Here is a 25,975-nt window from a genome sequence, read left to right on the forward strand (position 1 = left end):
ATGGATAATCATTATAATATTTATATTTGTGGTGTTGGAGGACAAGGGATTATTAAAACCTCTGTAATTATTGGTGAAGCTGCAATGAATCAAGGTTTGAATGTAGTTATGAGTGAAATTCATGGTATGTCTCAAAGAGGAGGTTCTGTGTCTACTGAATTAAAAATAGGTGATTATAATAGTTCAATTATTCCAGAACATGGTGCTGATATGTTACTTTCATTTGAACCTATTGAAACTATAAGAGGTTTAGACAAAGTGAATGATGATACAAAAATAGTGTTTAATACACATCCTATTGTTCCTGCTTCAGCAGATAAACCTTATCCAAGTGTAAATAATATTACTAATATTTTAAAAGAAAATTTTAATCATGTTCTTCCAATTGATGGGACTGAATTAGCATTAAATGCTGGAAATGTTTTATCATTGAACATGGTTTTATTGGGGGCAGTAACTGCTGATGATAAGTTTCCACTTTCCAAAGACTCTGTTATTGAGGCTATGAAAAATAATCTAAAACCTAAATTCCATGAATTAAACTTAAATGCTATTGAAAGTGGTTATAATTGGATTAAAGGTTAAATATTTAAATAATTAGGAATTAAATTATAATTAATTATAAAAAAGAGGTTTTGTACATGCCTTATGAAATTGATAATGCTATATTAAAAAAGGATAAAACAGGAAGAATCACTTTAATTGATCCAAAAAATATTTTTAAAGATGAGGATGCTTTTGTAGCTATTAAAAGTGATGATTTGATTACCATTCAACTTTTAATAAACAGTATTTTACACAATGACTTTAAGAGGTGGGAAGAACTTGGAGTGGTTCCTGAAAATGAATCTGTTAAAAGTTTATTTGTTCGTTTAGGTTATTCTAAAGCAGATATTGCATCATTATTAAAAGAATTTTAAACTATAAATTTGAGGTTTTCAAAATGTCAGAATTCAAATTATCTAAAGAATCAGGAACTAAGAAGTTTGAGATTTTAATGGCTATTGATTATGATGAAAATGGTAATGTGGAAGCTCAGGAGTTCTATAATGGTGTAGGCTGGTCAAATAGTCCTGCAGAAATTAGATTAAGTGCTAGTTATTGTGATGAAGATGAACAAAATGAATGGAATCTGTTTTTCAATGATTTCATGCATTTATTGGAATCAGATGATTTAGTTAATAAAGCTAAAACTTTAAAAGAAGTTAATGATTCTTATTATTTTGCAGAAGAATCTATTGAAATTATTTTAACTGAAGAAGATTAAAAAGATTAAATCTTTTTATAAATCTTCTATGTCTTCTTTTTCAAGAATATCTGCATCACTGTCTTTTAATAGAGCAATTGCATCATCCATATTTTTTAATCTCATTACTACAATAGCTTTTTCTGTTTTTGAACTTACAAATGCATAAAGATAATCTAAGTTTATACCTTTTTCATCAAATATAGCTAATGTGGAATTTAATCCGTTTGGTTCATCGGGAACTGCTACAATAATCACATCATTTTCTTTTACAATGAATCCATCTTTTTCTAAAGTTTCAATAGCTTTTTTGTTATCTGAAACAATCAATCTTAAAATTCCATATTTGGTTGTATCAGCTATTGAAAGAGCACGAATGTTTATGTTTTCTTGAGCTAATGCATTAATAGCTTTTTTCATCCTTCCTTCTTTATTTTCTATAAATACTGATATTTGTTTTACTACCATTGTTTCACCTTATTCAAAGTTTCTTTCATCAATAACTCTTACAGATTTACCTTCACTTCTTGGTAATGATTCAGGTTCGCATAATGTCACATTAACTCTTAATCCAGTTTCACTTTTAATGGATTTTATAATCATTGCCTCAGTTTTTTCCATTTCTTTCATTTCATCTGAGAATAATTCTTTTGTTGCTTCTACTTTAACTTCGACTTCATCTAAAGTATCCGGTCTTGTTACTTTGATGAGGTAATTTGGACTTGCTCCTTTGATTTTGAGCAATGCTTTTTCAATTTGTGATGGGAAGACCATGACTCCTCTAATTTTTAACATGTCATCGCTTCTACCTGTAATTCTACTCATTCTTACACTAGTTCTTCCACATTCACATTCATCAACAATTAATGAAGTTAAATCTTTTGTTCTAAATCTTAAAATAGGAATTCCAGTTTTAGTAAGTGTAGTTAATACAAGTTCTCCTTTTTGTCCAGGTTCCAATGTTTCTCCAGTTTCAGGATTAATAATTTCAGGATAGAAATGATCATCTTGAATATGCATTCCTTCTTGTTTAGTACATTCTTGAGCTACTCCAGGACCCATAATTTCTGTTAAACCATAAATATTGTATGCTTTAATGTTTAATGATTCTTCGATTTTATGCCTCATTTCTTCAGTCCACATTTCAGCTCCATGAATTCCTATTTTTAAATTAATGTCTTCTAGATTAATATCAGAGCTTTCAAGACTTTCTCCAAGGTACATAGCATATGATGGAGTACAGGTTATAACATCACTTTGGAAATCTTTCATAGTTTCAAGCTGTCTCTTGGTGTTTCCTGCAGAAATAGGTACGGTTATTGCTCCAAATTTTTGCGCTCCATGGTGGATACCAAATCCTCCAGTAAATAATCCGTAACCAAATGCATTTTGAATTATGTATTCTTTTTCAACACCAACCATTCCAAGGCCACGTGCAATACATTCTGACCAGATATCTAAATCTTTTTTAGTGTATCCTGTAACTGTTGGTTTTCCACTTGTTCCAGAGGATGCATGGATTTCTACAATTTCTTCGTAAGGAACAGCAAATAAACCAAATGGGTAGGCTGCTCTTAAATCATTTTTTGTTGTAAATGGGATTTTTTCAATATCTTTCAAGGTTTTTATATCTTCTGGGGTGATACCAGCTTCATCAAATTTTTGTTTATAAAATGAAACATTATTATAAGCTAATTTAACAGTTTTTTGTAATCTTTCTAACTGTAATTTTTCTTTTTCTTCTTTACTCATACATTCGGCTTTTTTGTTCCATACCATAGTATCACTTATTAAATTATATTTTCTTGTTCATAATTTTTTAATATAAAATTATATATAACTATTCATATTAAAAATTTAATAGTATATTAATTATTTTTTTTAATATTCGGAGTTTAAATTATGGACATTATGATTTTAGCATTAGTATTTATAATCTACATTTTTGCTTTAGTATGTGTGGGTTATTATGCTTGGAAAGGAACAGAATCCTCTGAGGATTTCATGATAGGTGGGAAGGATACACATCCTGCAATCATGGCTTTAAGTTATGGTGCAACGTTTATTTCTACGGCAGCTATCGTTGGTTTTGGAGGAGTTGCTGGTGAATATGGTATGAGTGTTCTATGGTTAGCATTTTTAAATATTATTATTGGAATATTCGTCGCTTTTGTATTTTTAGGTAAAAGAACTCGTAGGATGGGACACAGTTTAGGTTCTTTAACATTTCCTGAGTTTTTAGGTAAACGTTTTAATAGTAAATTCATTCATTATTTCTCAGGTTTAATTATATTTTGTGCTATGCCTCTTTATGCGGCAGTAGTTCTTATTGGTGCTGCAAGATTCTTAGAATCTTCTTTAATGATTGATTTTGGATTATCTTTATTTATATTATCATTAATTATTACATTTTATGTATTCTTTGGTGGTATTAAAGGTGTAATGTACACTGATGCTTTACAGGGAGTAATTATGGTATGTGCAATGGTATTCTTACTTGGATTTGTTTACTGGTTATTAGGTGGTGTAACTCATGCTAACTCTGCTTTAACAAATATGGTTAATTTATATCCTGCCAGTGCTACAGCTACTGGTGGAACAGGGTGGACAACATTTCCAGAATTGGGATCTCCATTCTGGTGGAGTTTAGTTTCATCTACTCTTATTGGTGTTGGTATTGGTGTTTTAGCTCAACCACAATTAATTGTTAGATTCATGACTGTTAAATCAGATAAGGAATTAAACAGATCAGTTCTTGTTGGGGGATTATTTATTGCAATCATGCCTACTACAGCTTATATTGTAGGAGCACTTTCTAATGTTTATTTCTTTGATAAATTAGGAAAAATAGCTGTGGATGTTGTTGGTGGAAATGTTGATAAGATTATTCCAACATTTATTACAATGGCATTGCCGGAATGGTTTGTGTATATATTTTTATTATCTTTATTGGCAGCAGCTATGTCTACAATTAGTTCTCAACTTCATACTCAAGGAACTGCATTTGGTGTAGATATTTATGGTACTTTAAGAAGTAAAGCTAAACAGAAACTAGATCAAATTACAATCACACGTATTGGTATATTAATAGCTATTATTTTAGCTCTTGTATTGGCATTTTGTCTTCCAGGTAGTATTATTGCTCTTGGAACAAGTTTGTTCTTTGAAATATGTGCTGCAGCATTTTTACCTGTATTTTTAGGTGCTCTTTATTGGAAAAAAATTACTACTAAAGGAGCTATTGCAGGAATTGTTTCCGGAACTTTTGTTAGTTTGTTTTGGTTACTTTTCGTATTTGCAAAAACAGCTAAAGGTTTAGGATTATGTAAGGCAATATTTGGTTGTTCAACTTTATTGTCTGCAATGCCATGGCCTTATATTGATGTGATGTTAATAGCTGTTCCTATTTCTGCTGTATTCACAATTGTTGTTAGTTTACTTACAAAACCTCCTGCTAAAGAAGTTATTGATAAAGCATTCGAAAACATTGATAAAAAAGGAAGTGAGGTACAATGATGGTTTTAGGAATTGAAGACCCGTGGATATGGGGTGTTTATGTCTTAATCATTTTATCCACTTTATTATGCATTGTTTATGGTATTGTGTATTGGAATAAAGATTATTAGCTTTTTTTCTCTTTTTTTATTTTTTAATTTTTCAAAATAGTAAAATATATATGTCATAAAATGTAAAGGATAGATTACACAGTGTAAGTTATATATTACATTGTTTTGTAAGTGATGATTATTCTGAGATTGTTAACTATATTTACTTAAAAATTTCTGCTAATTATTTAGTGTTTTATGTAAATTAATTGTTGTACTACATTCTGATGAAAAATTGAAAAATCCCCTTAACTAATACAAACATATTTATTCATTTTGTGTGTAAATTTGGTTAATTAATTTTAATAATTGTCATTTGCGGCACTAGTAAAAAAATAGTTTGAGTATTTGGCATATAATCAATAATATAACATTACCTCCCAATTAATCTGCCAATAAGGATTGAAACACGTTTCTCTTAAAAAAAATCTCCGTTAATACTTTAAACTATTTATTACTAGTATAAAAAATATGTAATTGATTTTTTGTGTTCACCAAAATATTTTTTTTTAAAAATTACATATTTTTCAATTCTCTTTTATTGTAATTAGTATTTGTAGGAGTTTTAGATAATGCTGTTTTAATTACTCCAAATATTGTTTTTAAAAGATAGGGACCATCTTGTAAAAATTGTTTTATAATGTAATGGGGTCTTAAATAAAATTTAATAAATGCTTTTGCTTGTATTTTTCGCATATCTTTTAAAGAACAATCAACAGTTTCTAAAATTGGTGTTATCAAAGTATATTTTGACCAATCTTTTATTTTTATAAGATTCTTTTCAAATGATTCTTTGTAAAATTTTGTTCCTGGATAAGGGGTAGCTAAACTATATATTGCATAGTTTGGTTTAAGTTTATGTACAAATTTTATAGTTTTATTCATGATTTCTTTAGTATCTCCAGGCATACCTAAAGCTACAGAAGCTATTGTTCTTATTTTTAGTTTACGAGCAATTTTAAATGCATTTTCAATTTTTGAAATTGTAGTGTTTTTTTGCATGCGATTTAATTGTTGTTGATCTGCAGATTCAACACCAATAAATATTGTGATACATCCAGCTTCCTTCATTTTCCTTAGCATTTTTTCATCTAATGTATCTACACGTGATGTACAACCCCACATAACATTTATGTTTCTTTTTATTATTTCATCACAAATAGCTATTACTTTTTGTTTTTTTAAAGTGAATGTATCATCCATAAATGCAATAGTGTCAATATTATATTTTGATTTTAAATGTTCTATTTCGTCAACTATATTTTCTATACTTCTTTGCCTAATTTTTCTACCGTGCATTGCAGCTGATGAGCAAAAAGAACATTGCATTGGACAACCTCTTGTTGTAATCATGGTTGTCATATGGGTGTCCATGTCTAATAATTTATATTTGTTCATTGGCAATAAATTTAAAGCTGGAAATGGTAGACTATCTAAGTCATTTATTAAAGGTGCTTCTGGGGTTACTATGACTTCATGGGAATTTTTGTCTTCATAAACAATTCCTTTAACATCTTGTAAATCAGTATTATTTTCTAATGCATTCACTAAATTTAACATGATGTATTCGCCCTCACCTCTAATTACAATATCTATATTTTCATCTTTCAGAGTTTCTATAAAGTTAAATGTAGGATGGTAACCACCAATTGCAACAATTGAATTTGGAAGGGCTTTTTTAACTACTTGAGCTGTTTCAAGTGCTCTTCCTATTGTTGGTGTAAGTGCTGTTAAAGCTACTAAGTCAGGTTTTCTTATGATTAATTCATCTTTGACTTCTTTAAAATTCATATCTTCTGCAGATGCATCTAATATTTCAACATCAATATTATTTTCTTGTAAAACTGCAGCCATATAGGCAATTCCTAATGGTGGAGCTATAACTCCCATAAATTTATATTTTGATGCAGTTTGTGGAGGATTAATAAATAAAACTTTCATTGTTTTACCCCTTTATTTACTTCGTTAAACATACTATCTTAAGGTGTTAATATAAATAAAGTTTATGTTTACCTAAAGTAGGTATAATTAATTTTAATAGTATTGAAAAACATAACTATTTTCTAATAATTAAATTTAATGAGGATAATATTATGATACCTGGTATGAATGCTAAACAAATGAAAAAAATGGAAAGACAAATGAAAAAAATGGGAATGGATATGAAAGACCTTAAAGGAGTCAAAGAGGTTATTATCCGTTTAGAAGATAAAGAATTAATTATATCTAATGCTGAAGTTAGTATGATGAATGTCATGGGTCAAGAAACTTACCAAGTAACAGGTAAAGCACAAGAAGTAGCAATTGATGAAGAAATTGTCATTCCTGATGAAGATATTGAAATGGTAGCTAATCAAGCAAATGTGTCTGAAGATAAAGCAAAAGCAGCTTTAGAAGAAACTAATGGTGATCTTGCAGAAGCTATTTTAAAATTAAGCCAATAGGATAAAAACATGACTATTATTGTACATATTTCTGATTTACATGTTAGTAAATTAGATTTTGATGAAGATGTTTTTATAAAGGCAGTGGCTGAAATAAATGATATCCAACCGGATATGATAATTTTAACTGGAGATTTAACTAATAATGGTTATTATAATGAATTTGTTCAAGCTACTAAATATTTAAGTATGTTTGAAGCACCATTATTTGCAGTGCCTGGAAATCATGATGCACGTAATTTAGGTTATGAAACTTTTGAAGAGTTAATTGGTGAATGTAGTTGGAAACTTACAAAAGATGATGAATTTGTAGTTATAGGTTTAGATAGTAGTTCTCCAGATCTTTCTAGTGGGAATATTGGTAGGCCGCAGCATCTTTGGATGGAACATCAACTTGATAAATGTGTTGTTGATGAACTGTTTAGTATTGTAGCTTTACATCATCATGTAATTTCTATTCCTAAGACTGGTAGAGAACGTAATGTTTTAACTGATGCTGGAGATGTTCTTAAAACATTAACTGATCATGAAGTTGATTTGGTACTTGCAGGACATAAACATGTTCCGAATATTTGGAAAATGAATAATACGTTATTTGTTAATGCTGGTTCATTATCCTCTAATAAACTTAGAGGTAATGATAAAAATTCATATAATGTGTATGAAATTACTAATGATACAATTAGGATATTTCTTAATAAAGTCGGTGGAGAAAGGTTTTTATTTGGAGAATATCCAAGAAATGGTATTTAGTTGACTTTTAATTAAATTTAAATATAAAATTTACATATACTATATAATAATAAATAATTTATAGATTTTAGGTGATAATGTGAAAGTTGTTGTTGATGCTTCAAATGTTGCATATAGTACAAAAAATGAAAACTCACAACCTCAAATGTCTAATATTTTAGCTGCGGTTAAATCTTTAGAAGAAAGTGGCGATGAATTTGTAATTATTGCTGATGCATCACTTCGTCATGATATTGATGATAAGGAAAAATTTGAAAAATTGTTGGAAAGTGAGAATGTAGAAGAAGTTCCAGCAGGTAATGATGCAGATCATTTTATTCTTAATATAGCTAATAATGAAAGGGCTAAAATTTTATCTAATGATAAATTTAGGGATTATGCTGCGGAATTTAAAAATATTAATTCTATGAGAATTCCTTTTGTAATAGAAAATGGTAGACTTGCATTTGGAAATCCTAAATCACCTAAAAAGGATAAAAACATTTTGCAGCATATATCTGATGAAATTATTAAACAGTTAAACTTTAAAAGATGGGAAGTATATACTGGAAAAGAAGGATTGGAAATTTCTCCTTTAAATATTGCTAAACAAGCAATTATTCGTATAGATAGTGATAATGATGCAAGTTCTAAATTAGAAAAGGTTTTTTCTAAAATACCCATGTTTAATAAGATTGTTGACATGGTTGATGATGTAGAAGTGGCTGCTCCATATGTTATTTTTGTATTGGTTCATCCAAAAGATTATAAATTAGCAGTTAAAAATGCAGGTAATATTTCAGTTACTGTTGCAGATAGATTAAGACTTGAAAAAAAACCATTAATTGCTGTTCGTAATGATTTATTTACAAAACCAGGTACTTTTGAGTTGAATATAATGTTAGCTGATGAAGTCACAGAACATGCTCCGTATAATGTACTTGTTCGTGTAAGTACTCATGATGAGGTTTTCATTAAGAAAAATTCAAGAAACATTGCTAGTACTATAGCTGGAAGGCTAGGCTCTTGGAAATTCCCATTTGTTTCTGTTAAACCAGACATGCTTTTAGAAAAGCCAGGGGATTTTGAGATTGACCTAGAAAAAGGAGGAGGTTTGGATGGTTAATAGCTTAACTAAAGAACTTATTAAGCTATATACAAAACTTAATCCAATTAGTATTGGGACTAAGTTTTTCCCAACAAATTCTGTTGAGACTGAATATGTAGAGTTATTTAATTATACTCATACTATTCTTTTTGAACTTGAAAAAGCAGAAATTACTTCAGATAGTATTTTAGAAAATCTTAAACGGGATATTGGTGTTGAAAATCTTCCAGGGGATTATAATTTTTATGAACTAAAAGCAGCTGAAAATAAAGTTGAGGAATATGCTCTTGTAAGTAATATTATTATGGGTAGTGATCGTTATTTTTACATTGAGCTTCCCCGCCCATCTAATTTAATTAATATTTTTGTAAAGATTATTGAAAATGAAAAAGGAGCTATAGTTGAAAAGAGTTCTACAGAACTTGTTGCAAGAATGTTAAGTAAAAATGATGCGATAAGAGTAGCTATTGAAATTATTGGAATCGGATTGGATAAAGGTATTCCAATTGTTTCAGCGGTAGGTATGACTGGAGCTGCTTCTATTGAACGTTCAATTAATTATACTCAGAATGTTGGAAATTTTCCAGGTGTTGCATTTACTAAATTAGGTGGAGAATATGCACTTGTATTTGATGAACCATTTAAATTAATGCAATCAGAACCTAAAGAATTGCAAAATTATTTGTTCATTGATTTAATAGATTCAACAGGTTTTATTAGTAAAAATGGTAGAAATAAACTAGTTGACTTGATGACTGGAATTAAAAATTTCATTGAAACTGAGTGTGAAGGTGAATTAGAAGGTTATAGGGAAGGTGGGGATGATTTTATAGCAAGATTCCCATCAAAAGATTTAGCTATTCGTGCAGGATTGGATTCTGCTTGGTTTGCATTGGATAATGGTGCAAAAATTAGGGCAGGAATTGGTAGGAGTAGGAGAGAAGCTGGTGAGAGGGCTCAATTAGTTGATAGTTTAAATTCAACATCTCCACTTTCATTAGTTGTATTTGAATTAGCTAATGGGTTATATGCATATAACATTCCTTCTGAATTTTCAAGAACTATTATTGATTTATTTGAAAATCAGAAAGGTAAACTGATTGGAATATTTGTATTTGTGTTTATATTTGCATATGTTTTATCTGTATTAGGTTTAGGAATGTTTAGTTTTATTGGAATAATTTTGGTACTTGTTTATGCAGTATTATCTTAATTAAATTGAAAAGGGAGTTAAACGTGGCGTCTAAAAATGATGGAACACTAGTTGTGTTCATGATTATAGCATTAATAGCTTTTTGTGTAGGTGCTGGAATTGGTGTTTCCATGTCTATGTCTGATGATGGTGCTGATGTAGCAAATAATACAACACATGTTGAAAATGTTACTCAAGAAATGACTACAAATTTAACTGATAAAAATAATGTTGTGGTTTATGATTCAGAAATAGATCAAGCAAATTATCTTGAAAGAGGAGATACAAACTTAAATTATACGAATAATTAATTTATAGGGAATATTATGATATTTAAAGAGATTAATGGGGGATTATCTGTTATTGATAATCTTAAAGTGGCTGGAGCTAAAGAAGGAAAATATGGTGTTGCAGTTATTGTAAGTGAAAATAGTGATGCTTCAGCAGTTTTTACTTCAAATAAAATAGTGGCTGCTCCTGTAATTTATACTAAAAAGGTAGTTGAAAAAGGGAAAGTTTCTGCAGTTTTTGTAAATAGTGGTAATGCTAATTGTTTTACAGGTGAACAAGGAATAAAGGACTGTGAAGAATTAGTAGAATTAGTTTCTAAAGATTTAAAGATTCCTAAAGATGAAATAGCTATTTCTTCAACAGGAGTCATTGGTCGTAAAATGCCTATGGATATTATTACTAAAGTTGCTTATGAAGTATTTCCTAAATTAGGTAATAAACCTGAAAATTCATTGGCTGCTGCAAAAGCTATTATGACTACTGATAAAATTCCAAAGGAATGTGCTTTGGAAGTTACATTAACTAATGGTGAAAAAGTTAAAATTGCAGGTATTACTAAAGGTAGTGGGATGATTGCTCCAAATATGGGAACAATGTTGTCATTTATTGTAACTGATGGAGTGATGAAAAGTAATAATATTAATAAATCTCTTAAAATAGCTGTTGATAAAAGTTTTAACATGATTGTTGTTGATGGTGATGAAAGTACTAATGATACCTGTTTACTCATGGCAAATGGAGCATCAGGAGTTAATATAATTAATGATGGTGAAATCGACCCTAATTTTCAGGAAGCATTAGAATATCTTTGTATTAATCTGGCTAAAAAAATGGTTAAAGATGGTGAAGGAGCATCTAAGGTCATAGAAGCTAATGTTTATGGAGCTAAAAATATTGATGAAGCTAGACTTGCAGCAAAATCAATTGTAACATCTCCATTATTTAAATCCGCAGTATTTGGTGGTGATCCAAATTGGGGAAGAATAGTTTCAGCAATTGGTTATTCTGGAGCTGATGTAAGTGCAGATACTGTAACCATAGCTATAGCTAATAATGATGATAATGTTGATCTTGTAAGAGAAGGGGAAATTCTTGCTTTTGAAGGAACAACTAATCTTGAAAGAGCTGAAAAAATAATGATTGGTGAAGAAATTATTGTAAATGTGAATTTAAATAAAGGTGGAAGTGAAGCTACTGCATGGGGTTGTGATTTAAGTTATGATTATGTCAAAATTAATGCAGAATACACTACTTAAAGAAAAGATATAAATACTTTAAAAAGTAAATATTTTTATGTTATAGAAATTCTATTTTTGATTTTCGATTAAACTGATATTAAATCAAATTTTAACTATTATAGTTATATTATTTGATTTTAATTTATTAATTAAATTTAATGGGGATATGATTATGGCAAAAGTTAAAGGAACCAATAAAAGAACAAGAGCAAAAAGAAGTTATACCAAACCTGGTAGTAAAAGAGGAAGAGGAGTTAAACAAACCTGGAAAAAATAATCCTCTTTTTTATAACTTTTTTTAAAGCTTTTTTTACTTAGAAACAATTATATACTATTTTTTAAAAAATATTACTCATATACTATAGGATGTGGTATTATGGGTAAAAAAATGATGATGCCAGCAAATGGACATAGAATTCAAGGTATGACTAGTGAAAAGTTCCTTGATGCTACAGAATTTTTAGATGAATTAAATCTTACAGGTAGCGAAAATTTCATGGATGCTGGATGTGGTGATGGTCATGTGGCTATTAAAGCATTAAATGAGTACATTACTGATGGGTCTGTTTATGCATTAGATATTTATGAACCATCTATTGAAGATATGATTAAATATAAAGAAGAAAACAATGTGGATAATTTAATTCCAATAGTATCTAATATTGCGGAACATATTGATTTGGATGATGAAATGTTAGATGTTATTTTAATGGTTAATGTTTTCCATGGTTTTAAAGCTACAAGAACTTTAGATGAAGCTGTTAATGAATTGTCTAGGGTAATTAAAACTGATGGTGGAAGAATAGCTATAATGGATTATAAAAAACAAGATGTTAAACATGGTCCTCCAACAGCTATCAGAAGTTCTCCAGATGATTTGCAGGAATTATTCTCAGCACATGGTCTTAAAATGACTTATTTAAATGAAGAAATTGGGGAAGATATTCCTGAAGGTAAATCTCATTATTTAATAATATTTGAAAAAGAGTAGTTAAAATGATTTTTGTAGCTATTTTAGCAGGTGGAATTGGATCAAGAATGGGTGATACTGACACTCCTAAACAATTTTTAAATTTAGGTGATAAACCTATTTTAATCCATACTATCGAAAAATTTGTGATTAATGATGAAATGGATAAAATAATAGTTTTAACTCCACAAAATTTTATAAATCATACTAAACAATTAATTAAGGATTATATTTCAGATAATGATAAAATTGTAGTAATTGAAGGTGGAGAAACTAGAAATGATACTTTAAAAAATAGTATTGATTATATTAATGAAAATTATAATATTGATGATGATTCATTAATTATAACTCATGATTCTGTTCGTCCATTTGTAACTCATAGAATTATTCAGGATAATATTAAAGCTGCAAAACAGTGTGGGGCTTGTGATACTGTAATTCCAGCTACTGATACTATTGTTGAAAGTAGAGATGGCAATGTAATAACAGATATTCCAATTAGAGATTATTTTTATCAAGGACAAACTCCACAAACATTTAAAATAAACAAGTTAAATTCTTTAATTAATGATTTAACTGAAGATGAAAAAGAGATACTTACTGATGCTGCTAAAATTTTTGTTTTAAAAGGTGAAAAAGTATCTTTAGTTAAAGGAGATGTAACAAATATTAAAATTACATATCCTTACGATTTAAAATTAGCTAATACAATTTTACGATCAAAATGATTAATGTTATTTATAGATTAGTGGCTCCAAAATTCTTTGAAGAGGCAATTGAAGAAATTGATGTTACTGATGGTGTAATTGTAAGACCTATGTATTTATCAATTTGTCAAGCTGATCAAAGATATTATCAGGGTAAAAGAGCTAGTGATGTTCTTGAAGAAAAGTTACCTATGGCATTAATTCATGAAGGTATTGGAAAGGTAATCTTTGATAGTACTGGGAATTTTAATGCAGGAGATATTGTTGTAATGATACCAAATACTCCAACTGAACACGATGAATATGTATCAGCTAATTACTTGTCATCATCTAAATTTAGAGGTAGTGGTTTTGATGGATTTACATGTGATTTAATCAAATTAAATCATGATAGATTAGTTAAACTACCTTATAATTTTAATTTAGAAGTTTCTTCATTTATCGAATTAATATCAGTAATTTGTCATGGTATTTTTAGATTTGAAAAATCAGCTATTAAACGTAAAAATAAATTTGGTGTTTGGGGAGATGGGAATTTAGGTTATATTACAGCATTACTACTTAATGAGTTTTATCCTGAAAGTGAAGTAATTGTCATTGGAAAACATTCTGAAAATTTAAACTTGTTTTCATTTGCAGATAAAGTTTATAAATTTCATGAAATTCCCAATGATTTAACTGTTGATCATGGTTTTGAATGTGTTGGATCAAATGCATCACAAGCAGCTATTGACCAAATAATAAATGTAATAAATCCTCAAGGATCAATAATTCTATTTGGAGTAAGTGAATATTCAATTCCAATTAATACTAGATTAATTTTAGAAAAAGGATTAATTATTCAAGGGATAAGTAGGAGTGAAAGAAAAGATTTCTTAAAAGTAGTTGAAATACTTAAAAATAATCCTAAACTATTTAATTTATTAGAAAATTTAATAAATAATGTTGTATCTATTGAATCATTAAATGATTTAAAAGAAGCTTTTGATAAAGATTATATTTCAGGTTTTGGAAAAACAATTTTAAAATGGGATAAATAGTAGTAGATTATGTCCCAAAGATTTAATAAATGATTAAGTAAAATAGTTAGTGTAGTGATTAAATGAAGGACGTAAATATTTTAGTTGAGGCTTTACCTTATATTAAAAAATTCCATGAAAAAAAGATTCTAATTAAATATGGTGGCCATGCTATGGTTGATGAGGAAGCAATGTCTTCTACAGTTCGTGACACAGTTCTTTTGAAATATGTAGGTATGGAACCAATTATTGTTCATGGTGGAGGTCCAGAAATATCTAGATCTATGGATAAGTTAGGTAAAGAACCTAAATTTATTAAAGGACTAAGAGTTACTGATGAGGAAACAATGGAAATTATTGAAATGGTTTTAGTTGGTAAAATAAGTACTGATATTGTTTCTCAAATTTCTTATCATGATGGAAAAGGTATTAGTTTATCTGGTAAAGATAGTAGGTTAATCTTTGCTCATAAAAAACCAGTTAGTAAAGTTACTGATGAATCTGGAACTGAAGAAGAAATTGATTTAGGACTTGTGGGTGAAATTGACTGCATTAACACAGATTTACTTGAAATGTTTTTAAAAAATAATTATATTCCAGTTATATCTCCAGTAGGTATAGCTAATGATGGAACAAGTTTAAATTTAAATGCAGATACAGCAGCTGGTGAAATAGCTAGTTCTGTTGATGCTGAAAAATTAATAATTTTAACTGATGTTCCAGGTGTTTTAAGAGATCCTAATGATCCTAATTCTTTAATTCAAAGAATAAAAATAGATGAAATTCCAGATTTAATTGAACAAGGGGTTATTTCTGGAGGAATGATTCCAAAAATAGAAACTTGTGTAAAAGCAATTGAAAATGGTGTTAAATCATGCCATATTATTGATGGACGTAAAAAACATTCTCTTTTACTTGAAATCTTCACAAAAAATGGCATAGGAACAATGATATATAAATAATTTTTTTTAACATGTAAAAAGGAGAATATAAAAAAATTAGATTTGATTATATTCTTCTCTTAATTTCCTTCTAAGTAACTTCCATCCGTTAACTCTTGGAAGTTCATCTAAATTAAATATTTTTCGAGGTACTTTGTATCTAGATAAATTTTCACGAGCATATTTAATTAAACCTTCTTCATCGGTTTCGTTTTCCCAAACAACTGCCGCTACGGGTAATTCTCCACGATGACAGTCGGGGATACTGAAAATAGCTATTTCTTTTACTGCAGGATATTTTATTAATACCTCTTCTACTTCTGTTGGATAAATTTTCCATCCACTCATTACAATCATGTCTTTTTTACGATCAGTAATGAATAAACGATTATCTTCATCAATATATCCAATATCTCCTGTTAAAAACCATCCATTTTCTAAAAATGCTTCTTTAGTAGCTATTTCTCGTTTCCAATAACCTTTAGCTACTGCAGGACCTCTTAATGCAATTTCTCCATGTTCATATTTTTCAAGTTCTTTAGTGTAATCATGTTCATCAACAATTTTAACTTCTGAAAAGCAAACTGGATGCCCAACACTTTCAAATCTATCTGCTGTTCTATAGTCTTCAGGTCTAATAACTGTTCCAGTTCCAATTACAATTGTTTCAGATAAACCATAAGCATTAATTATAGGAATTTTGTATTTTTCATGGAATTGTTTCCAAATTTTTTTGTGTAATGGTCCTCCTCCACTTATTAATTCACGAACGGTTTTTAATTGTTCTTTTGCTTTGTTATCAAGTCTTGTTAAGGAATGGATTACCGGAGGCATACCTGTTAAAATAGTAACTTTTTCTTTTTGACATAATTTAAGATATTCGTCTAAATTAAATTGTTCTATCATAATGTAATAAGCTCCAGCTCTAAGTGCTGCTATTGCCCAAGATAATCCTACATGAGCCATTGGATAAATTCCCATATAAACATCGTCTTGTTTTAAGGTTAATACATCACATTCATTGTGTATTGCTGTAAAATAATTTCCATGTGTAAGCATAGCTCCTTTTGGTTGTCCTGTTGTTCCGGAAGTATATTGTAATTGACATAAATCATCCCAGTTGGTAGGTTCTATAGGTAATATCTTTTCATTTTTATAATTGCTAATATTTTTTGGAATGTATTTGTCAAGTTCTACAATATTTTTAGCTTCCTCATCTGTAATCATTAATTTAGCTTCAGAATCTCCAATAATATATTCAAGTTCATGTGGAGTAAATACTCTGTTTGTTGGTATAGCTATTGCTCCAATCCTCCAGATTGCAAATAATGAGAATAAATAACTTGTAGAGTTATTTAAATATATTAAAACACGGTCTCCTTTTTTAATGCCGCATTTTTTTAAATCACGTGCAATTCCAGATGTTATTGATAATATTTCTTTTGAATTATATTTTTCATTAGTTTTTGGATTGTATAAGACATTTTTATCTAATCTACAAGCATTAGCATCAAGAAATGTAGTTATATTGAGCATTTAGTCACCTTCAAGTATTTCATTTGTGATGGTTTTGGTAAGTTCCATTGTTGTACTGTTTCCACCTAAATCTGGAGTTAATGTTTTTTGGTTGTTTACAACAGTTTCAACAGCATTATTTATCTTTTTACTTAATTCATATTCTTTTAGATAATCCAACATCATGGCTATAGTTAAAATCATAGAACAAGGGTTAGCTATACCTTTACCTGCAATATCTGGTGCTGATCCATGTACTGGTTCAAATAATCCATGTTTATCTCCAATATTTCCTGATGGTGCAAGTCCAAGACCACCTACAAGTCCAGCACTTTCATCAGATAATATGTCTCCAAATAAATTGCTGGTTACAATTATATCAAATGATTGTGGTTGTGTAATAAGATACATTGCTGTTGCATCAACATATAAATCATTAGTTTTAATATGTGGGTAGTTTTTAGCTATTTTATAAAAACTTTCTTTAAATACACCGTCTGTTTTTTTCAAAACATTGCTTTTATGTACGCATGTTACTTTTTGTTTTTGTTTAGATTTACATTGTTCAAAAGCAACTTCGGATATTTTTTCGCTGGCTTTTTTGGTAATAACTCGATTAGCTATTAATTTGTTGTCTTGTTCATATTCTATTTGACTGTAAAGACCTTCGGTGTTTTCACGAACTATTAAAAAATCAATATCTTTGGCTATTGATTTAACGCCTTTGTAAGATTTTATGGGTCTTAAATTTGCATATACATCAAGTTCTTTTCTAAGATTTATAATCGGGCTTGGTTGTCCAGCTGTACTTGTAATTGCTCCAAATAATGTTGCATCTGAATTTTTAGCTATTTTAATAGTTTCTTCAGGTAATGTGGTTCCAGTCTTGTTGAAACATTCAAAACCAGCTTCACCATATTCAAAACTAAAATTTAAATCTAGTTTATCTAATAAATATTCACCAGATTCCATTACTTCTTTTCCAATTCCATCGCCGGGGATTATTGCAATTTTATACATTATTTCACTTAGTTAATTTTGTTCGTATATTTTCGAAATATATTTATATAGTTAGATATAATTATTATATGTTTACAGTTTATTAAATATTAGTGAGGGATGTTTATGTCAAAATCTGTTGAAGAATTAATTGAAGACTTAAATAACCAAGATGAATTTGTTGTTGAAGCTGCTATTGGTGAATTAGAAATAATGGGGGAAGAATCTGTTGATGCTTTAATGTCTGCTTTATCTCACAGGAAAAAAAATGTTCGTTTAAATGCAGCAAAAATTTTAGGAATTATGTCTAATCCTAAAGCTATTGATGCTTTAATTTTAACTTTAAGAGATAGTAATAAATTAGTTAGAAGGGAAGCATCTACTGCTTTAAGTCGTATGGGGCAATTAGCTGTTGATCCTTTGATTGATATTTTGGATGATGAAGATTGGAGAGTTAGAGGTGCAGCTGCTTGGGCTTTAGGAAATTTAAAAGATAAAGCAGCTATTGAACCACTCAAAGCGCTTTTAAATGATGAAAGTGGTTATGTTAAAGCTGGTGCATTAAATGCAATAAATACTATTAAAGAAGAATAACTATATTTGTTATTTTCTTCATTTTTTCCTTTTTTTTAAGATTTTTTTTGAACATTATATATTTTTATTGATATATTCATAGTTTTTTTCAGAATTTTTTTTAGTCGGAAGTACTTTTCCACTACATTTATATAATATGAATGGATAAATATTATATTAGCAAATATTCTATATCTTAATAATTTTTACTATAACTTTTAGAATTACTGCTATTTTTTAGAATAATATTTTTACAATGGTTAGTGAGTTATATGATTACAATAGGAATACTAAATTTACAAGGTGCCGTAAGTGAACATTATGACATTACAAAAAAAGCTATTGAAAATATGGGTATTGAAGCAGAAGCAATTTCTGTAAGGTATGCTGATGAGGTAGCTATTTGTGATGGTGTAATCATTTCCGGTGGTGAAAGTACAGTAATAGGGAAAATCATAAAAGAAAGAGGGATAGATAAAGTTATTAAAGATAACAATATTCCTGTTTTTGGAACTTGTGCAGGAATGGTTTTGCTTGGTAAAAAAACTGATTTTGACCAACCATTATTAGGAATTATGGACATTTCAGTTAAAAGAAATGCATTTGGAAGACAAGTAGATTCATTTGAAAGTCCGATTTCTATTTTGGGTGAAGATTATTTAGGAGTTTTTATTAGAGCTCCATCACTTGATGATTATGATAAATCCAAAGATGATATTAAAATTTTATCAAAATTAGATGATGAAATAGTAGCTATTCAGCAAGGATCAAATATTGCAATTGCATTTCATCCAGAATTAACTGATGATACTAGAATTCATGAATATTTTATACAGGAGGTTTTAAATTGTGTGGAATAGCAGGTATAGTTTATAAAGATAAAAAATTACATTGCGCAGGTAATGATATGACTAATATGCTTCATCAACTTCAGCATAGAGGTCCTGATTCTGCAGGTTATTCAATTTATGGAGGAACAGGTCTTAAAGATGATGAATATATATTAAAAATCCAAGTAAAAGAACAACCAAGATTACTTGAAACAGTAAAAGATACAATAAACTTTGTTACTCCAATTCAAAGTGATGATGTTCTTCCGTCAGTTGGGGATTCATTTATCTACAAATGTAAGGTTAAATTAGATAATTTTTCAGAACTTAAACCACTTATATCTACTGTTGATACAATTGATGATGTTATTGTAATTAATGGAAGTCAGGATTTTGAAATGATTAAAGATGTAGGTTCAGTATTAGATATTGCAAAAAGATATGATGTTCGTGATGTTAAAGGAACTCATGCTATAGGTCATACAAGATTTTCAACAGAAAGTGGTGTAGATAGATATCATGCACACCCATTTGAAACTTACATTGTTAAAGATGTCTCTGTTGTTCACAATGGTCAAATTACAAATTATTGGAATATTAGGGATCCTTTAGAAAGAAAAGGGCATGTTTTTGAAACATTTAATGATACTGAATGTTTAGTTCATTATATTGCAGATAAATTAGATACTGGCTATTCATTAGAAGAAGCATTAGAACAATCTGTAGAAGATATGGATGGTCCATTTTCATATATTATAGGAACTCCTAATGGTATTGGAATAGCTAAAGATAAATTAGGTTTACGTCCTGGAGTAATGGCAGAAACTGATGATGTTTTTGCAATTGCATCTGAAGAAGTGTCCTTGAGAGAAGTTGTTGATACTCAAAATATCGAACAAATATCTCCTGGTGAAGTAATGGTGTATGAAATTTAAGGTGATTTAATGAAAGTAAAAGAGTTAGATGCTGCATCACTTTCTCCACGTGAATTAAATTCACAAGTTAAAGATTCTGCAAGTGAATATGATAAAATACTTATTAAAAATCCTAATGCAATGCATTATTTAGTTGCAGGAGTGACTGATGAAGTAGATATAGAATTAGATGGTTCTGTAGGTTATTTTACTGGAACTATGTGTGATGGTCCAAAGATTAAAATTACAGGAAATGCTGGTTGGTTTGTTGGAGATAATCTCACTGATGGTGAAGTTATAGTTGAAGGATCTGCAGGTGATGGTGCAGGACAAGGAATATATGGTGGAACAGTTGTTGTTCGTAAATCAGTAGGTTCAAGAACTGGAGAAATCATGAAAAACGGTACTATTGTTATTGGTGGAAATTCTGGATTCATGACTGGAATATTCATGATGGGTGGACGTATTGTTATTCTTGGTGATGTAGGTGAAGATGTAGCTGAATCTATTATTCGTGGAGTTATATATGTTAAAGGAGAAGTTAAAAGCTTAGGATACAATGCTAAAATTGATGAATTAACTTGGGAAGATAAACTTGAGTTAAGAGAATTATTGGAAAAATATGATTTTAATTTAAAAGATGAAGAATATGATGAATTTAAAAAAATAGTTCCTGAAAGTACAAGACCATTTTACGGTCACTAATTGAATGGGAGGTAAATATATGCCATATAGAGTAGAGAGAAATCCAGATTTATGTAAGAAAAACTTTGGAAGACCGGGTTGTTGTTGGTATTTATGTGATGACAGGGATGAAAAAATCTGTGGAAAATGTTTCTCATGTTATAATAATTGTCCTCATGGAGTTTATGAAATTATTCAGGGAGATCCATATCCATTAAACCAAGAAAAATGTGTTGGCTGTAGAATTTGTTTAGAAATGTGTCCAAGTAGAGCTATTGAAGTAAATGCAATTCCACAAGATGCAAGAGAAGCATGGGGATTCCCAGATGTTGTTGAAATTGTAAGAAAAGCTCAATCAGCATCATATAAAATTAGAAGTACTGGTGCTTTAAGAAAAATCCCTGACTTTGATGATTTAGTTGTAATCCCTGCACAAGTATCAAGACCTCCTATTGATAAATATAGGGAACCATGTGGAACTGATGTTGTATTAGGTGATAGATATGCAGAAAATCCTTTAAAATTAGATACTCCAGTAATGATTGGGGCTATGTCTTTCGGTGCATTAAGTAAGGAAGCCAAAATGGCTTTAGCTATTGGTTCTTCACTTGCAGGAACTGTAACAAACACTGGGGAAGGAGGAATGCTTCCTGAAGAAAGGGAACTAGCTGATAAACTTATAGCTCAATATGCATCTGGAAGATTTGGTGTATCTGCAGATTATCTTAAACAGGGTGATGCAGTAGAAATTAAGATAGGTCAAGGAGCAAAATCTGGAATGGGTGGTCATTTACTTGGTGAAAAAGTAACTGCAGAAGTATCTAGAATTAGGAAAATACCAGTTGGATCTGATGCTTTATCTCCTGCAAGACACATGGATATTGTAGGACCTGAAGATTTAAGTATGAAAATTTCTCAATTACGTGAAATTACTGATTGGAAAGTTCCAATTATTGTTAAATTTGCTTCAGGTAAAGTAGCTTCTGATGTAAAAATTGCAGCTAAAGGTGGAGCAGATATAATTGTTGTAGATGGTATGCAAGGAGGAACTGGTGCAGGACCAGATGTTATCATGGAACATTCAGGTATTCCATCACTTGCAGCTATTGTAGAAGCAGATCAAGCATTAAAAGAAGTTAACTTAAGAGAAGATGTGAGTTTAGTAGCAGCTGGAGGAATTCGTTCTGGTGCAGATTTAGCTAAAGCATTAGCTCTTGGAGCAGATGCAGTATATATTGCAACAGCAGCATTGATTTCAATAGGATGTAGGGTCTGTCAAATGTGTTATAAAGGTAATTGTAGTAAAGGAATAGCTACTCAAGATTTATCTTTAAGACACAGACTTGATTATAAAGAGATGGGTAAATCAGTAGCTAATTATATAAATGCAATGACTGATGAAGCATGTATGCTTGTTCAACAAGCAGGTAATACTCATATTACAAAATTAGAAAAACAAAATTTAAGAGCTTTAACTATGGAGGCATCAATGTTAACTGGTGTTCCAATGGCTGGCTCTGAAAACAAATAAAATTAAATCTCTGGAGTTTGTTCAGCTAGACATAAATTGCAAATAGCATTTTTATTATCTTTTTGTTTGTCTTTAACTGGACAATAAAACACTCCATTTCTTTTTTCTACTTTTAAATTTCCTGGGAATTCACTTCCAACAGGGTGTATAGGTTCTTCTAAAATAAAAGTTGTGTAAAGAGCAACAATAATGTAAATTAGAGGAAATTTATCTTCTTCAACATTATATTTTCTTTCTTTTTCAAATTGGTATTCTAATAAACTAAAAGATTTATCAAAACTTGCCTTATCAATAATGTCATCTAGATAATTCTCATCATCAAGTATTTCTTTTACACGCATGATAAAGTATTTTACATATACTTTTAAGTATTTCTCACGATAATTAGCTTGAACATATTTTCCTTCCTCCCTCATCCTAGCTGTTGCAAGCATTAAATCATAAGGTGATATTATTTTACAATATTTTTTTAAAAGATTTAGTAATTCGGTTTTTGTTATTTTTTCTTTTAATGAAATATTGCGTAAATCTTGAAATATGTCTGTAGCTTTCATGTATGTTAAATTTATAGTTAAAGTATTATAAGTTTTTTATATCTAAGTTTCTACTGAAATTATATGCATTTAAATGATTATATGTTTTAATGAAATTAACGTGTTTTATTCTAATTTAATGAATTGGCATTAATTTAATTTTTTTACTAGAACTTCTTTTTTTGGAATTTGAATAAATTATGAAAATTTAATTTTCCCATCAATTATAAGACTAGTTAAATCATACTATTTTCATGGATATGAAAAAATTTGTAATAATTGTTATGGTATTGATGATTATTAGTGTGATTTTAATTAGTCATGGTTATTTTATGGTGGATTCTGGTGAAAAAACTAATTTGACAATAGTTAGTGATAATAATTTAACAAATGGAGATATATTTTCTGTAAAATTAACCAATGAAAGTGGTGATGGAATTGAGAATAAAGTTATTAATATTAATTTAACGGATTCTAATAAGAAGACCACCTCATTTAATATCACTACTGATTCTCAAGGTGGAAGTAACTTTACAATTAACCTTAATCCAGATAATTATACTGTTAATGTTAGTTTTAGTGGTGATAAAGATTATAAATATTCATTTGCATTACAAAATTTAACTATTGAGGAAATAATTATAAAAACAAATAGTCCTGAATCAAGTTATCATTCTAGTTCATCAACAATTAATAATGATTATGATGATGGAATTGTGTATTCAACTGATCCTAATTCAGATAAATCAGTATTGGATGAATATGATAATATTGATCAAAACAAAGTAAATTATTATAATCAAAAAGCACTTGAAAAGTATGGTCCTATAGGTTAACTTAAAATTCTATTTAGTTGTCTATGGAAATAGTTTGTGTTTAAATATTTTAATAAAAATAGGAATATAATTAATTGAATTATATTTTTTAATTTATTTTGATAAAAGGAGGATTTATATAAAAATGAAAAAGAGATATTTTTTTCTAAGTTTTCTAATTTTAATGTTATTTAGTTTAAATGTTGTTTTTGCTGAAGATAATGTTACAATATCTGAAAATGAAATAATTTCAAATGATAATGTTGAAATTACGACTTGTGATTTGGTTAAATATTATCAAAATGATTCTCAATTTGAATTTAATATAAAAGAAAATGGTTTGCCAGTAGGTGGTGTTGATGTTAATTTAAATATTAATGGTAATAATTATACAAGAGTTACAGATAATCATGGAAATGGTAAATTGAATATTAACTTAATGCCAGGTAATTATTCAATTATTACTTCTTATAAAAATACCACTGTTAAAAATAATATTGTTATTTTATCTTTTTTACAAAGTGATAATTTGGTTAAATATTATCATAATGATTCTCAGTTTATATTTAAAGTTATTGATAAATCTACAGGATTTAATGTTCTTAATGTTAGTGTAACTTTGAATATTAATGGGGTTTTTTATCATAGAAATACAAATGATTCTGGTTTTGGTAAATTAAATATTGGTTTAAGACCTGGAAAGTATATTATCACATTAATTTATGATAATTTGGAAGTTAGTAATAACATTACAGTTTTATCTTTTTTACAGAGTGATAATTTGGTTAAATATTATCATAATGATTCTCAGTTTTTAGTTAAGCTTTTAGATAAATCTGGAAATACTTTAGTTAACAAAACTGTTAAAATGAATATTAATGGTGTTTTTTATTATAGAGTTTCAAATGGTTCTGGAATAGCAAAGTTAAATATTGGTTTAAATCCGGGGAAATATATAATAACTGTTTATTATGATGATTTAGATATGGGTTATACAATAAATGTTTTAAATAGATTATCTGGAAATGATATTTCATCAATTTATGGAAATTCAGTTAAATTTTCAGTTAAACTTGTTGATTCAAGAGGAAATCCTGCAGACAATAATTTAATTAATTTTAATATTGCTGGAAAAATTGTAACAGCATACACTAATGATGATGGAATTGCTACAATTAATTTAAATAATTCTGCAGGAAATTATATTATAACTTACTATGTTGATGATATTTTTAATAGTAATAGTTATAGTGTTAAAAATTATTATTCTTTAACTACTTTAAATTGGAATACTGGTGCAGATATTACTAAAAATTCATTGATAAAAAATAATTTGCCTAAATCTGATTTAATCAACCAAATTATTAATGCAGCAAAGTCTGGAACTCCTATGCTAACTTTTAAAGGTGGGGAAGGAAAAACAGTATTTATAACTGCAGGTATTCATGGATCAGAATTATCCTCTCAAGTGGCTGCATTGAATTTAATAAATTATTTAGAAAATACTCCAATTAAAGGAACAGTCTATATTATTCCAGTTATCCAGCCAAAAGCAACTGCAAATAACGTAAGAAATTATAATGATATTAATTTAAATTCAAAAGCAAATGTTCCAGGATCAATATCTAATAATGCAGTTGAATTGATTTTTTCATTAAAATGTGATTCTTATGGTGATTTTCATTGTACTATGCCTGGAGGGGATCCTGGTAAAAATGTAGCTATGGGCTCAAATCATCCATTGTCTGAAAGTGCTAGAATAGCTAATTATATTTCTAAAAAAACAGGCTATGATGTATTAATTTATGATGTTGCTGGAAAAGAATATTCTGGAGCTATGGAAGATACAGTTAATATAAGAGGTATTCCTGCAGTTACTTGTGAGGTAGTAACTCCTCATGGTACAATAGATAGTGGTAGTGTGGATAAATCATTTAATATGATGAAATCATTATTACAGTATAATAAATTAATTTAAATATAATTTTTTCTTTTTTCTTTTTCATGTGATTTGTTAGTCTTTTTTTTGATTGATAATAAAAGAAGAATCTCTCTTAAACATTTTTAAGGATTGTAATTATTTTT

At 28.9% G+C, this 25,975-nt stretch carries 28 protein-coding genes; 22 read left to right on the forward strand and 6 right to left on the reverse strand.

Going from position 1 to position 25,975, the window contains the following annotated elements:
- The 3 genes from Q0984_RS06415 to Q0984_RS06425 are packed head-to-tail and all read left to right on the forward strand — an operon-like array spanning position 1 to position 1,267.
- The gene (locus Q0984_RS06415) at positions 1 to 585 is read left to right on the forward strand and encodes an indolepyruvate oxidoreductase subunit beta (protein ID WP_299525295.1); all 585 of its coding nucleotides are present in this window, start codon (positions 1 to 3) and stop codon (positions 583 to 585) included.
- 56 nt (positions 586 to 641) lie between these two features.
- Positions 642 to 920 carry a hypothetical protein gene (locus Q0984_RS06420; protein ID WP_299525297.1) on the forward strand — a complete coding sequence of 93 codons (279 nt, stop codon included), beginning with the start codon at positions 642 to 644 and terminating at the stop codon, positions 918 to 920.
- Between the two features lie 23 nt (positions 921 to 943).
- Positions 944 to 1,267 carry a hypothetical protein gene (locus Q0984_RS06425; RefSeq protein ID WP_299525300.1) on the forward strand — a complete coding sequence of 108 codons (324 nt, stop codon included), beginning with the start codon at positions 944 to 946 and terminating at the stop codon, positions 1,265 to 1,267.
- 15 nt (positions 1,268 to 1,282) lie between these two features.
- Here the strand turns inward: Q0984_RS06425 and Q0984_RS06430 are convergent, their stop codons facing one another.
- Both Q0984_RS06430 and Q0984_RS06435 read right to left on the reverse strand, forming a co-directional pair.
- On the reverse strand, positions 1,283 to 1,714 hold the full coding sequence (locus Q0984_RS06430; protein WP_299525303.1) for an amino acid-binding protein: 432 nt from the start codon (positions 1,712 to 1,714) through the stop codon (positions 1,283 to 1,285).
- Between the two features lie 9 nt (positions 1,715 to 1,723).
- Positions 1,724 to 3,025: a phenylacetate--CoA ligase family protein gene (locus tag Q0984_RS06435; protein ID WP_299525305.1), complete on the reverse strand. Its 1,302-nt coding sequence runs from the start codon at positions 3,023 to 3,025 to the stop codon at positions 1,724 to 1,726.
- A 123-nt stretch (positions 3,026 to 3,148) separates the two neighbouring features.
- Here Q0984_RS06435 and Q0984_RS06440 point away from each other — a divergent pair, with 123 nt between their 5' ends.
- On the forward strand, positions 3,149 to 4,762 hold the full coding sequence (locus Q0984_RS06440; RefSeq protein ID WP_299525308.1) for a sodium:solute symporter: 1,614 nt from the start codon (positions 3,149 to 3,151) through the stop codon (positions 4,760 to 4,762).
- On the forward strand, positions 4,759 to 4,872 hold the full coding sequence (locus tag Q0984_RS08895) for a symporter small accessory protein (protein WP_365907151.1): 114 nt from the start codon (positions 4,759 to 4,761) through the stop codon (positions 4,870 to 4,872). The genes Q0984_RS06440 and Q0984_RS08895 overlap by 4 nt, the downstream gene beginning before the upstream one ends.
- A gap of 495 nt (positions 4,873 to 5,367) precedes the next feature.
- Here the strand turns inward: Q0984_RS08895 and Q0984_RS06445 are convergent, their stop codons facing one another.
- Positions 5,368 to 6,792, reverse strand: a complete 1,425-nt coding sequence (locus tag Q0984_RS06445) for a B12-binding domain-containing radical SAM protein (RefSeq protein WP_299525311.1) — start codon at positions 6,790 to 6,792, stop codon at positions 5,368 to 5,370.
- A gap of 152 nt (positions 6,793 to 6,944) precedes the next feature.
- Here Q0984_RS06445 and Q0984_RS06450 point away from each other — a divergent pair, with 152 nt between their 5' ends.
- From Q0984_RS06450 to argB, 10 genes are all read left to right on the forward strand, one after another.
- Positions 6,945 to 7,295: a nascent polypeptide-associated complex protein gene (locus Q0984_RS06450; RefSeq protein WP_299525314.1), complete on the forward strand. Its 351-nt coding sequence runs from the start codon at positions 6,945 to 6,947 to the stop codon at positions 7,293 to 7,295.
- A gap of 9 nt (positions 7,296 to 7,304) precedes the next feature.
- On the forward strand, positions 7,305 to 8,048 hold the full coding sequence (locus tag Q0984_RS06455; RefSeq protein ID WP_299525317.1) for a metallophosphoesterase family protein: 744 nt from the start codon (positions 7,305 to 7,307) through the stop codon (positions 8,046 to 8,048).
- Positions 8,049 to 8,127: 79 nt separating this feature from the next.
- Positions 8,128 to 9,153, forward strand: coding sequence for a Zc3h12a-like ribonuclease (locus tag Q0984_RS06460; RefSeq protein ID WP_299525320.1), 1,026 nt, complete (start codon positions 8,128 to 8,130; stop codon positions 9,151 to 9,153).
- Complete coding sequence (locus Q0984_RS06465) at positions 9,146 to 10,348, forward strand: hypothetical protein (RefSeq protein WP_299525323.1); 1,203 nt, start codon at positions 9,146 to 9,148, stop codon at positions 10,346 to 10,348. Before Q0984_RS06460 ends, Q0984_RS06465 begins: the two co-directional genes overlap by 8 nt.
- 23 nt (positions 10,349 to 10,371) lie before the next feature.
- A complete protein-coding gene (locus Q0984_RS06470; RefSeq protein WP_299525326.1) occupies positions 10,372 to 10,638 on the forward strand; it encodes a hypothetical protein in 267 nt (88 codons plus the stop codon).
- Between the two features lie 15 nt (positions 10,639 to 10,653).
- Positions 10,654 to 11,874, forward strand: a complete 1,221-nt coding sequence (gene argJ, locus Q0984_RS06475; protein WP_299525328.1) for a bifunctional ornithine acetyltransferase/N-acetylglutamate synthase — start codon at positions 10,654 to 10,656, stop codon at positions 11,872 to 11,874.
- Positions 11,875 to 12,232: 358 nt separating this feature from the next.
- Positions 12,233 to 12,847, forward strand: coding sequence for a class I SAM-dependent methyltransferase (locus tag Q0984_RS06480; RefSeq protein ID WP_299525331.1), 615 nt, complete (start codon positions 12,233 to 12,235; stop codon positions 12,845 to 12,847).
- A 5-nt stretch (positions 12,848 to 12,852) separates the two neighbouring features.
- Complete coding sequence (locus Q0984_RS06485) at positions 12,853 to 13,557, forward strand: 2-C-methyl-D-erythritol 4-phosphate cytidylyltransferase (RefSeq protein ID WP_299525333.1); 705 nt, start codon at positions 12,853 to 12,855, stop codon at positions 13,555 to 13,557.
- Positions 13,554 to 14,576 carry a ribitol-5-phosphate dehydrogenase gene (locus Q0984_RS06490; RefSeq protein WP_299525336.1) on the forward strand — a complete coding sequence of 341 codons (1,023 nt, stop codon included), beginning with the start codon at positions 13,554 to 13,556 and terminating at the stop codon, positions 14,574 to 14,576. The genes Q0984_RS06485 and Q0984_RS06490 overlap by 4 nt, the downstream gene beginning before the upstream one ends.
- A 62-nt stretch (positions 14,577 to 14,638) precedes the next feature.
- Complete coding sequence (gene argB, locus Q0984_RS06495; protein ID WP_299525339.1) at positions 14,639 to 15,517, forward strand: acetylglutamate kinase; 879 nt, start codon at positions 14,639 to 14,641, stop codon at positions 15,515 to 15,517.
- 36 nt (positions 15,518 to 15,553) lie between these two features.
- Here the strand turns inward: argB and Q0984_RS06500 are convergent, their stop codons facing one another.
- Positions 15,554 to 17,032 carry a class I adenylate-forming enzyme family protein gene (locus tag Q0984_RS06500; protein WP_299525342.1) on the reverse strand — a complete coding sequence of 493 codons (1,479 nt, stop codon included), beginning with the start codon at positions 17,030 to 17,032 and terminating at the stop codon, positions 15,554 to 15,556.
- On the reverse strand, positions 17,033 to 18,031 hold the full coding sequence (aksF, locus tag Q0984_RS06505) for a homoisocitrate dehydrogenase (RefSeq protein ID WP_299525345.1): 999 nt from the start codon (positions 18,029 to 18,031) through the stop codon (positions 17,033 to 17,035).
- Between the two features lie 105 nt (positions 18,032 to 18,136).
- On the opposite strand from aksF, the gene Q0984_RS06510 reads away from it, so the two are divergent.
- The 5 genes from Q0984_RS06510 (at position 18,137) to Q0984_RS06530 (ending at position 22,542) form a co-directional block, all read left to right on the forward strand.
- Entirely contained in the window at positions 18,137 to 18,604 is a 468-nt protein-coding gene (locus tag Q0984_RS06510) for a HEAT repeat domain-containing protein (protein WP_299525347.1), read from the forward strand.
- Positions 18,605 to 18,855: 251 nt separating this feature from the next.
- The gene (pdxT, locus tag Q0984_RS06515) at positions 18,856 to 19,443 is read left to right on the forward strand and encodes a pyridoxal 5'-phosphate synthase glutaminase subunit PdxT (protein WP_299525350.1); all 588 of its coding nucleotides are present in this window, start codon (positions 18,856 to 18,858) and stop codon (positions 19,441 to 19,443) included.
- Entirely contained in the window at positions 19,431 to 20,348 is a 918-nt protein-coding gene (locus tag Q0984_RS06520; RefSeq protein WP_299525353.1) for a glutamine amidotransferase, read from the forward strand. Before pdxT ends, Q0984_RS06520 begins: the two co-directional genes overlap by 13 nt.
- A 9-nt stretch (positions 20,349 to 20,357) precedes the next feature.
- On the forward strand, positions 20,358 to 21,032 hold the full coding sequence (locus Q0984_RS06525) for a GXGXG domain-containing protein (RefSeq protein WP_299525356.1): 675 nt from the start codon (positions 20,358 to 20,360) through the stop codon (positions 21,030 to 21,032).
- 19 nt (positions 21,033 to 21,051) lie between these two features.
- Entirely contained in the window at positions 21,052 to 22,542 is a 1,491-nt protein-coding gene (locus Q0984_RS06530; RefSeq protein ID WP_299525359.1) for a glutamate synthase-related protein, read from the forward strand.
- Between the two features lie 2 nt (positions 22,543 to 22,544).
- Here the strand turns inward: Q0984_RS06530 and Q0984_RS06535 are convergent, their stop codons facing one another.
- Entirely contained in the window at positions 22,545 to 23,096 is a 552-nt protein-coding gene (locus Q0984_RS06535; protein ID WP_299525362.1) for a DUF2115 domain-containing protein, read from the reverse strand.
- A 233-nt stretch (positions 23,097 to 23,329) separates the two neighbouring features.
- On the opposite strand from Q0984_RS06535, the gene Q0984_RS06540 reads away from it, so the two are divergent.
- Together Q0984_RS06540 and Q0984_RS06545 are read left to right on the forward strand one after the other, a co-directional pair.
- Entirely contained in the window at positions 23,330 to 23,911 is a 582-nt protein-coding gene (locus tag Q0984_RS06540) for a hypothetical protein (RefSeq protein WP_299525365.1), read from the forward strand.
- Positions 23,912 to 24,074: 163 nt separating this feature from the next.
- A complete protein-coding gene (locus tag Q0984_RS06545; protein ID WP_299525368.1) occupies positions 24,075 to 25,868 on the forward strand; it encodes a succinylglutamate desuccinylase/aspartoacylase family protein in 1,794 nt (597 codons plus the stop codon).
- Positions 25,869 to 25,975 lie beyond the last annotated feature (107 nt).

This window comes from uncultured Methanobrevibacter sp. (assembly GCF_934746965.1).
In the GTDB taxonomy this organism is placed as follows: Archaea; Methanobacteriota; Methanobacteria; order Methanobacteriales; family Methanobacteriaceae; genus Methanocatella.

What these genes read in the sequence shown, in the direction of transcription:
- pdxT (WP_299525350.1), top strand. Translation starts at nt 18,856, where the DNA reads ATGATTACAATAGGAATACTAAATTTACAAGGTGCCGTAAGTGAACAT.
- Q0984_RS06510 (WP_299525347.1), top strand. Translation starts at nt 18,137, where the DNA reads ATGTCAAAATCTGTTGAAGAATTAATTGAAGACTTAAATAACCAAGAT.
- Q0984_RS06525 (WP_299525356.1), top strand. Translation starts at nt 20,358, where the DNA reads ATGAAAGTAAAAGAGTTAGATGCTGCATCACTTTCTCCACGTGAATTA.
- Q0984_RS06425 (WP_299525300.1), top strand. Translation starts at nt 944, where the DNA reads ATGTCAGAATTCAAATTATCTAAAGAATCAGGAACTAAGAAGTTTGAG.
- Q0984_RS06530 (WP_299525359.1), top strand. Translation starts at nt 21,052, where the DNA reads ATGCCATATAGAGTAGAGAGAAATCCAGATTTATGTAAGAAAAACTTT.
- Q0984_RS06415 (WP_299525295.1), top strand. Translation starts at nt 1, where the DNA reads ATGGATAATCATTATAATATTTATATTTGTGGTGTTGGAGGACAAGGG.
- Q0984_RS06500 (WP_299525342.1), bottom strand. Translation starts at nt 17,032, where the DNA reads ATGCTCAATATAACTACATTTCTTGATGCTAATGCTTGTAGATTAGAT.
- argJ (WP_299525328.1), top strand. Translation starts at nt 10,654, where the DNA reads ATGATATTTAAAGAGATTAATGGGGGATTATCTGTTATTGATAATCTT.
- argB (WP_299525339.1), top strand. Translation starts at nt 14,639, where the DNA reads ATGAAGGACGTAAATATTTTAGTTGAGGCTTTACCTTATATTAAAAAA.
- Q0984_RS06450 (WP_299525314.1), top strand. Translation starts at nt 6,945, where the DNA reads ATGATACCTGGTATGAATGCTAAACAAATGAAAAAAATGGAAAGACAA.
- Q0984_RS06440 (WP_299525308.1), top strand. Translation starts at nt 3,149, where the DNA reads ATGGACATTATGATTTTAGCATTAGTATTTATAATCTACATTTTTGCT.
- Q0984_RS06430 (WP_299525303.1), bottom strand. Translation starts at nt 1,714, where the DNA reads ATGGTAGTAAAACAAATATCAGTATTTATAGAAAATAAAGAAGGAAGG.
- Q0984_RS06535 (WP_299525362.1), bottom strand. Translation starts at nt 23,096, where the DNA reads ATGAAAGCTACAGACATATTTCAAGATTTACGCAATATTTCATTAAAA.
- Q0984_RS06465 (WP_299525323.1), top strand. Translation starts at nt 9,146, where the DNA reads ATGGTTAATAGCTTAACTAAAGAACTTATTAAGCTATATACAAAACTT.
- Q0984_RS06540 (WP_299525365.1), top strand. Translation starts at nt 23,330, where the DNA reads ATGGATATGAAAAAATTTGTAATAATTGTTATGGTATTGATGATTATT.
- Q0984_RS06445 (WP_299525311.1), bottom strand. Translation starts at nt 6,792, where the DNA reads ATGAAAGTTTTATTTATTAATCCTCCACAAACTGCATCAAAATATAAA.
- Q0984_RS06435 (WP_299525305.1), bottom strand. Translation starts at nt 3,025, where the DNA reads ATGGTATGGAACAAAAAAGCCGAATGTATGAGTAAAGAAGAAAAAGAA.
- Q0984_RS06490 (WP_299525336.1), top strand. Translation starts at nt 13,554, where the DNA reads ATGATTAATGTTATTTATAGATTAGTGGCTCCAAAATTCTTTGAAGAG.
- Q0984_RS06420 (WP_299525297.1), top strand. Translation starts at nt 642, where the DNA reads ATGCCTTATGAAATTGATAATGCTATATTAAAAAAGGATAAAACAGGA.
- aksF (WP_299525345.1), bottom strand. Translation starts at nt 18,031, where the DNA reads ATGTATAAAATTGCAATAATCCCCGGCGATGGAATTGGAAAAGAAGTA.
- Q0984_RS06545 (WP_299525368.1), top strand. Translation starts at nt 24,075, where the DNA reads ATGTTATTTAGTTTAAATGTTGTTTTTGCTGAAGATAATGTTACAATA.
- Q0984_RS08895 (WP_365907151.1), top strand. Translation starts at nt 4,759, where the DNA reads ATGATGGTTTTAGGAATTGAAGACCCGTGGATATGGGGTGTTTATGTC.
- Q0984_RS06455 (WP_299525317.1), top strand. Translation starts at nt 7,305, where the DNA reads ATGACTATTATTGTACATATTTCTGATTTACATGTTAGTAAATTAGAT.
- Q0984_RS06485 (WP_299525333.1), top strand. Translation starts at nt 12,853, where the DNA reads ATGATTTTTGTAGCTATTTTAGCAGGTGGAATTGGATCAAGAATGGGT.
- Q0984_RS06480 (WP_299525331.1), top strand. Translation starts at nt 12,233, where the DNA reads ATGGGTAAAAAAATGATGATGCCAGCAAATGGACATAGAATTCAAGGT.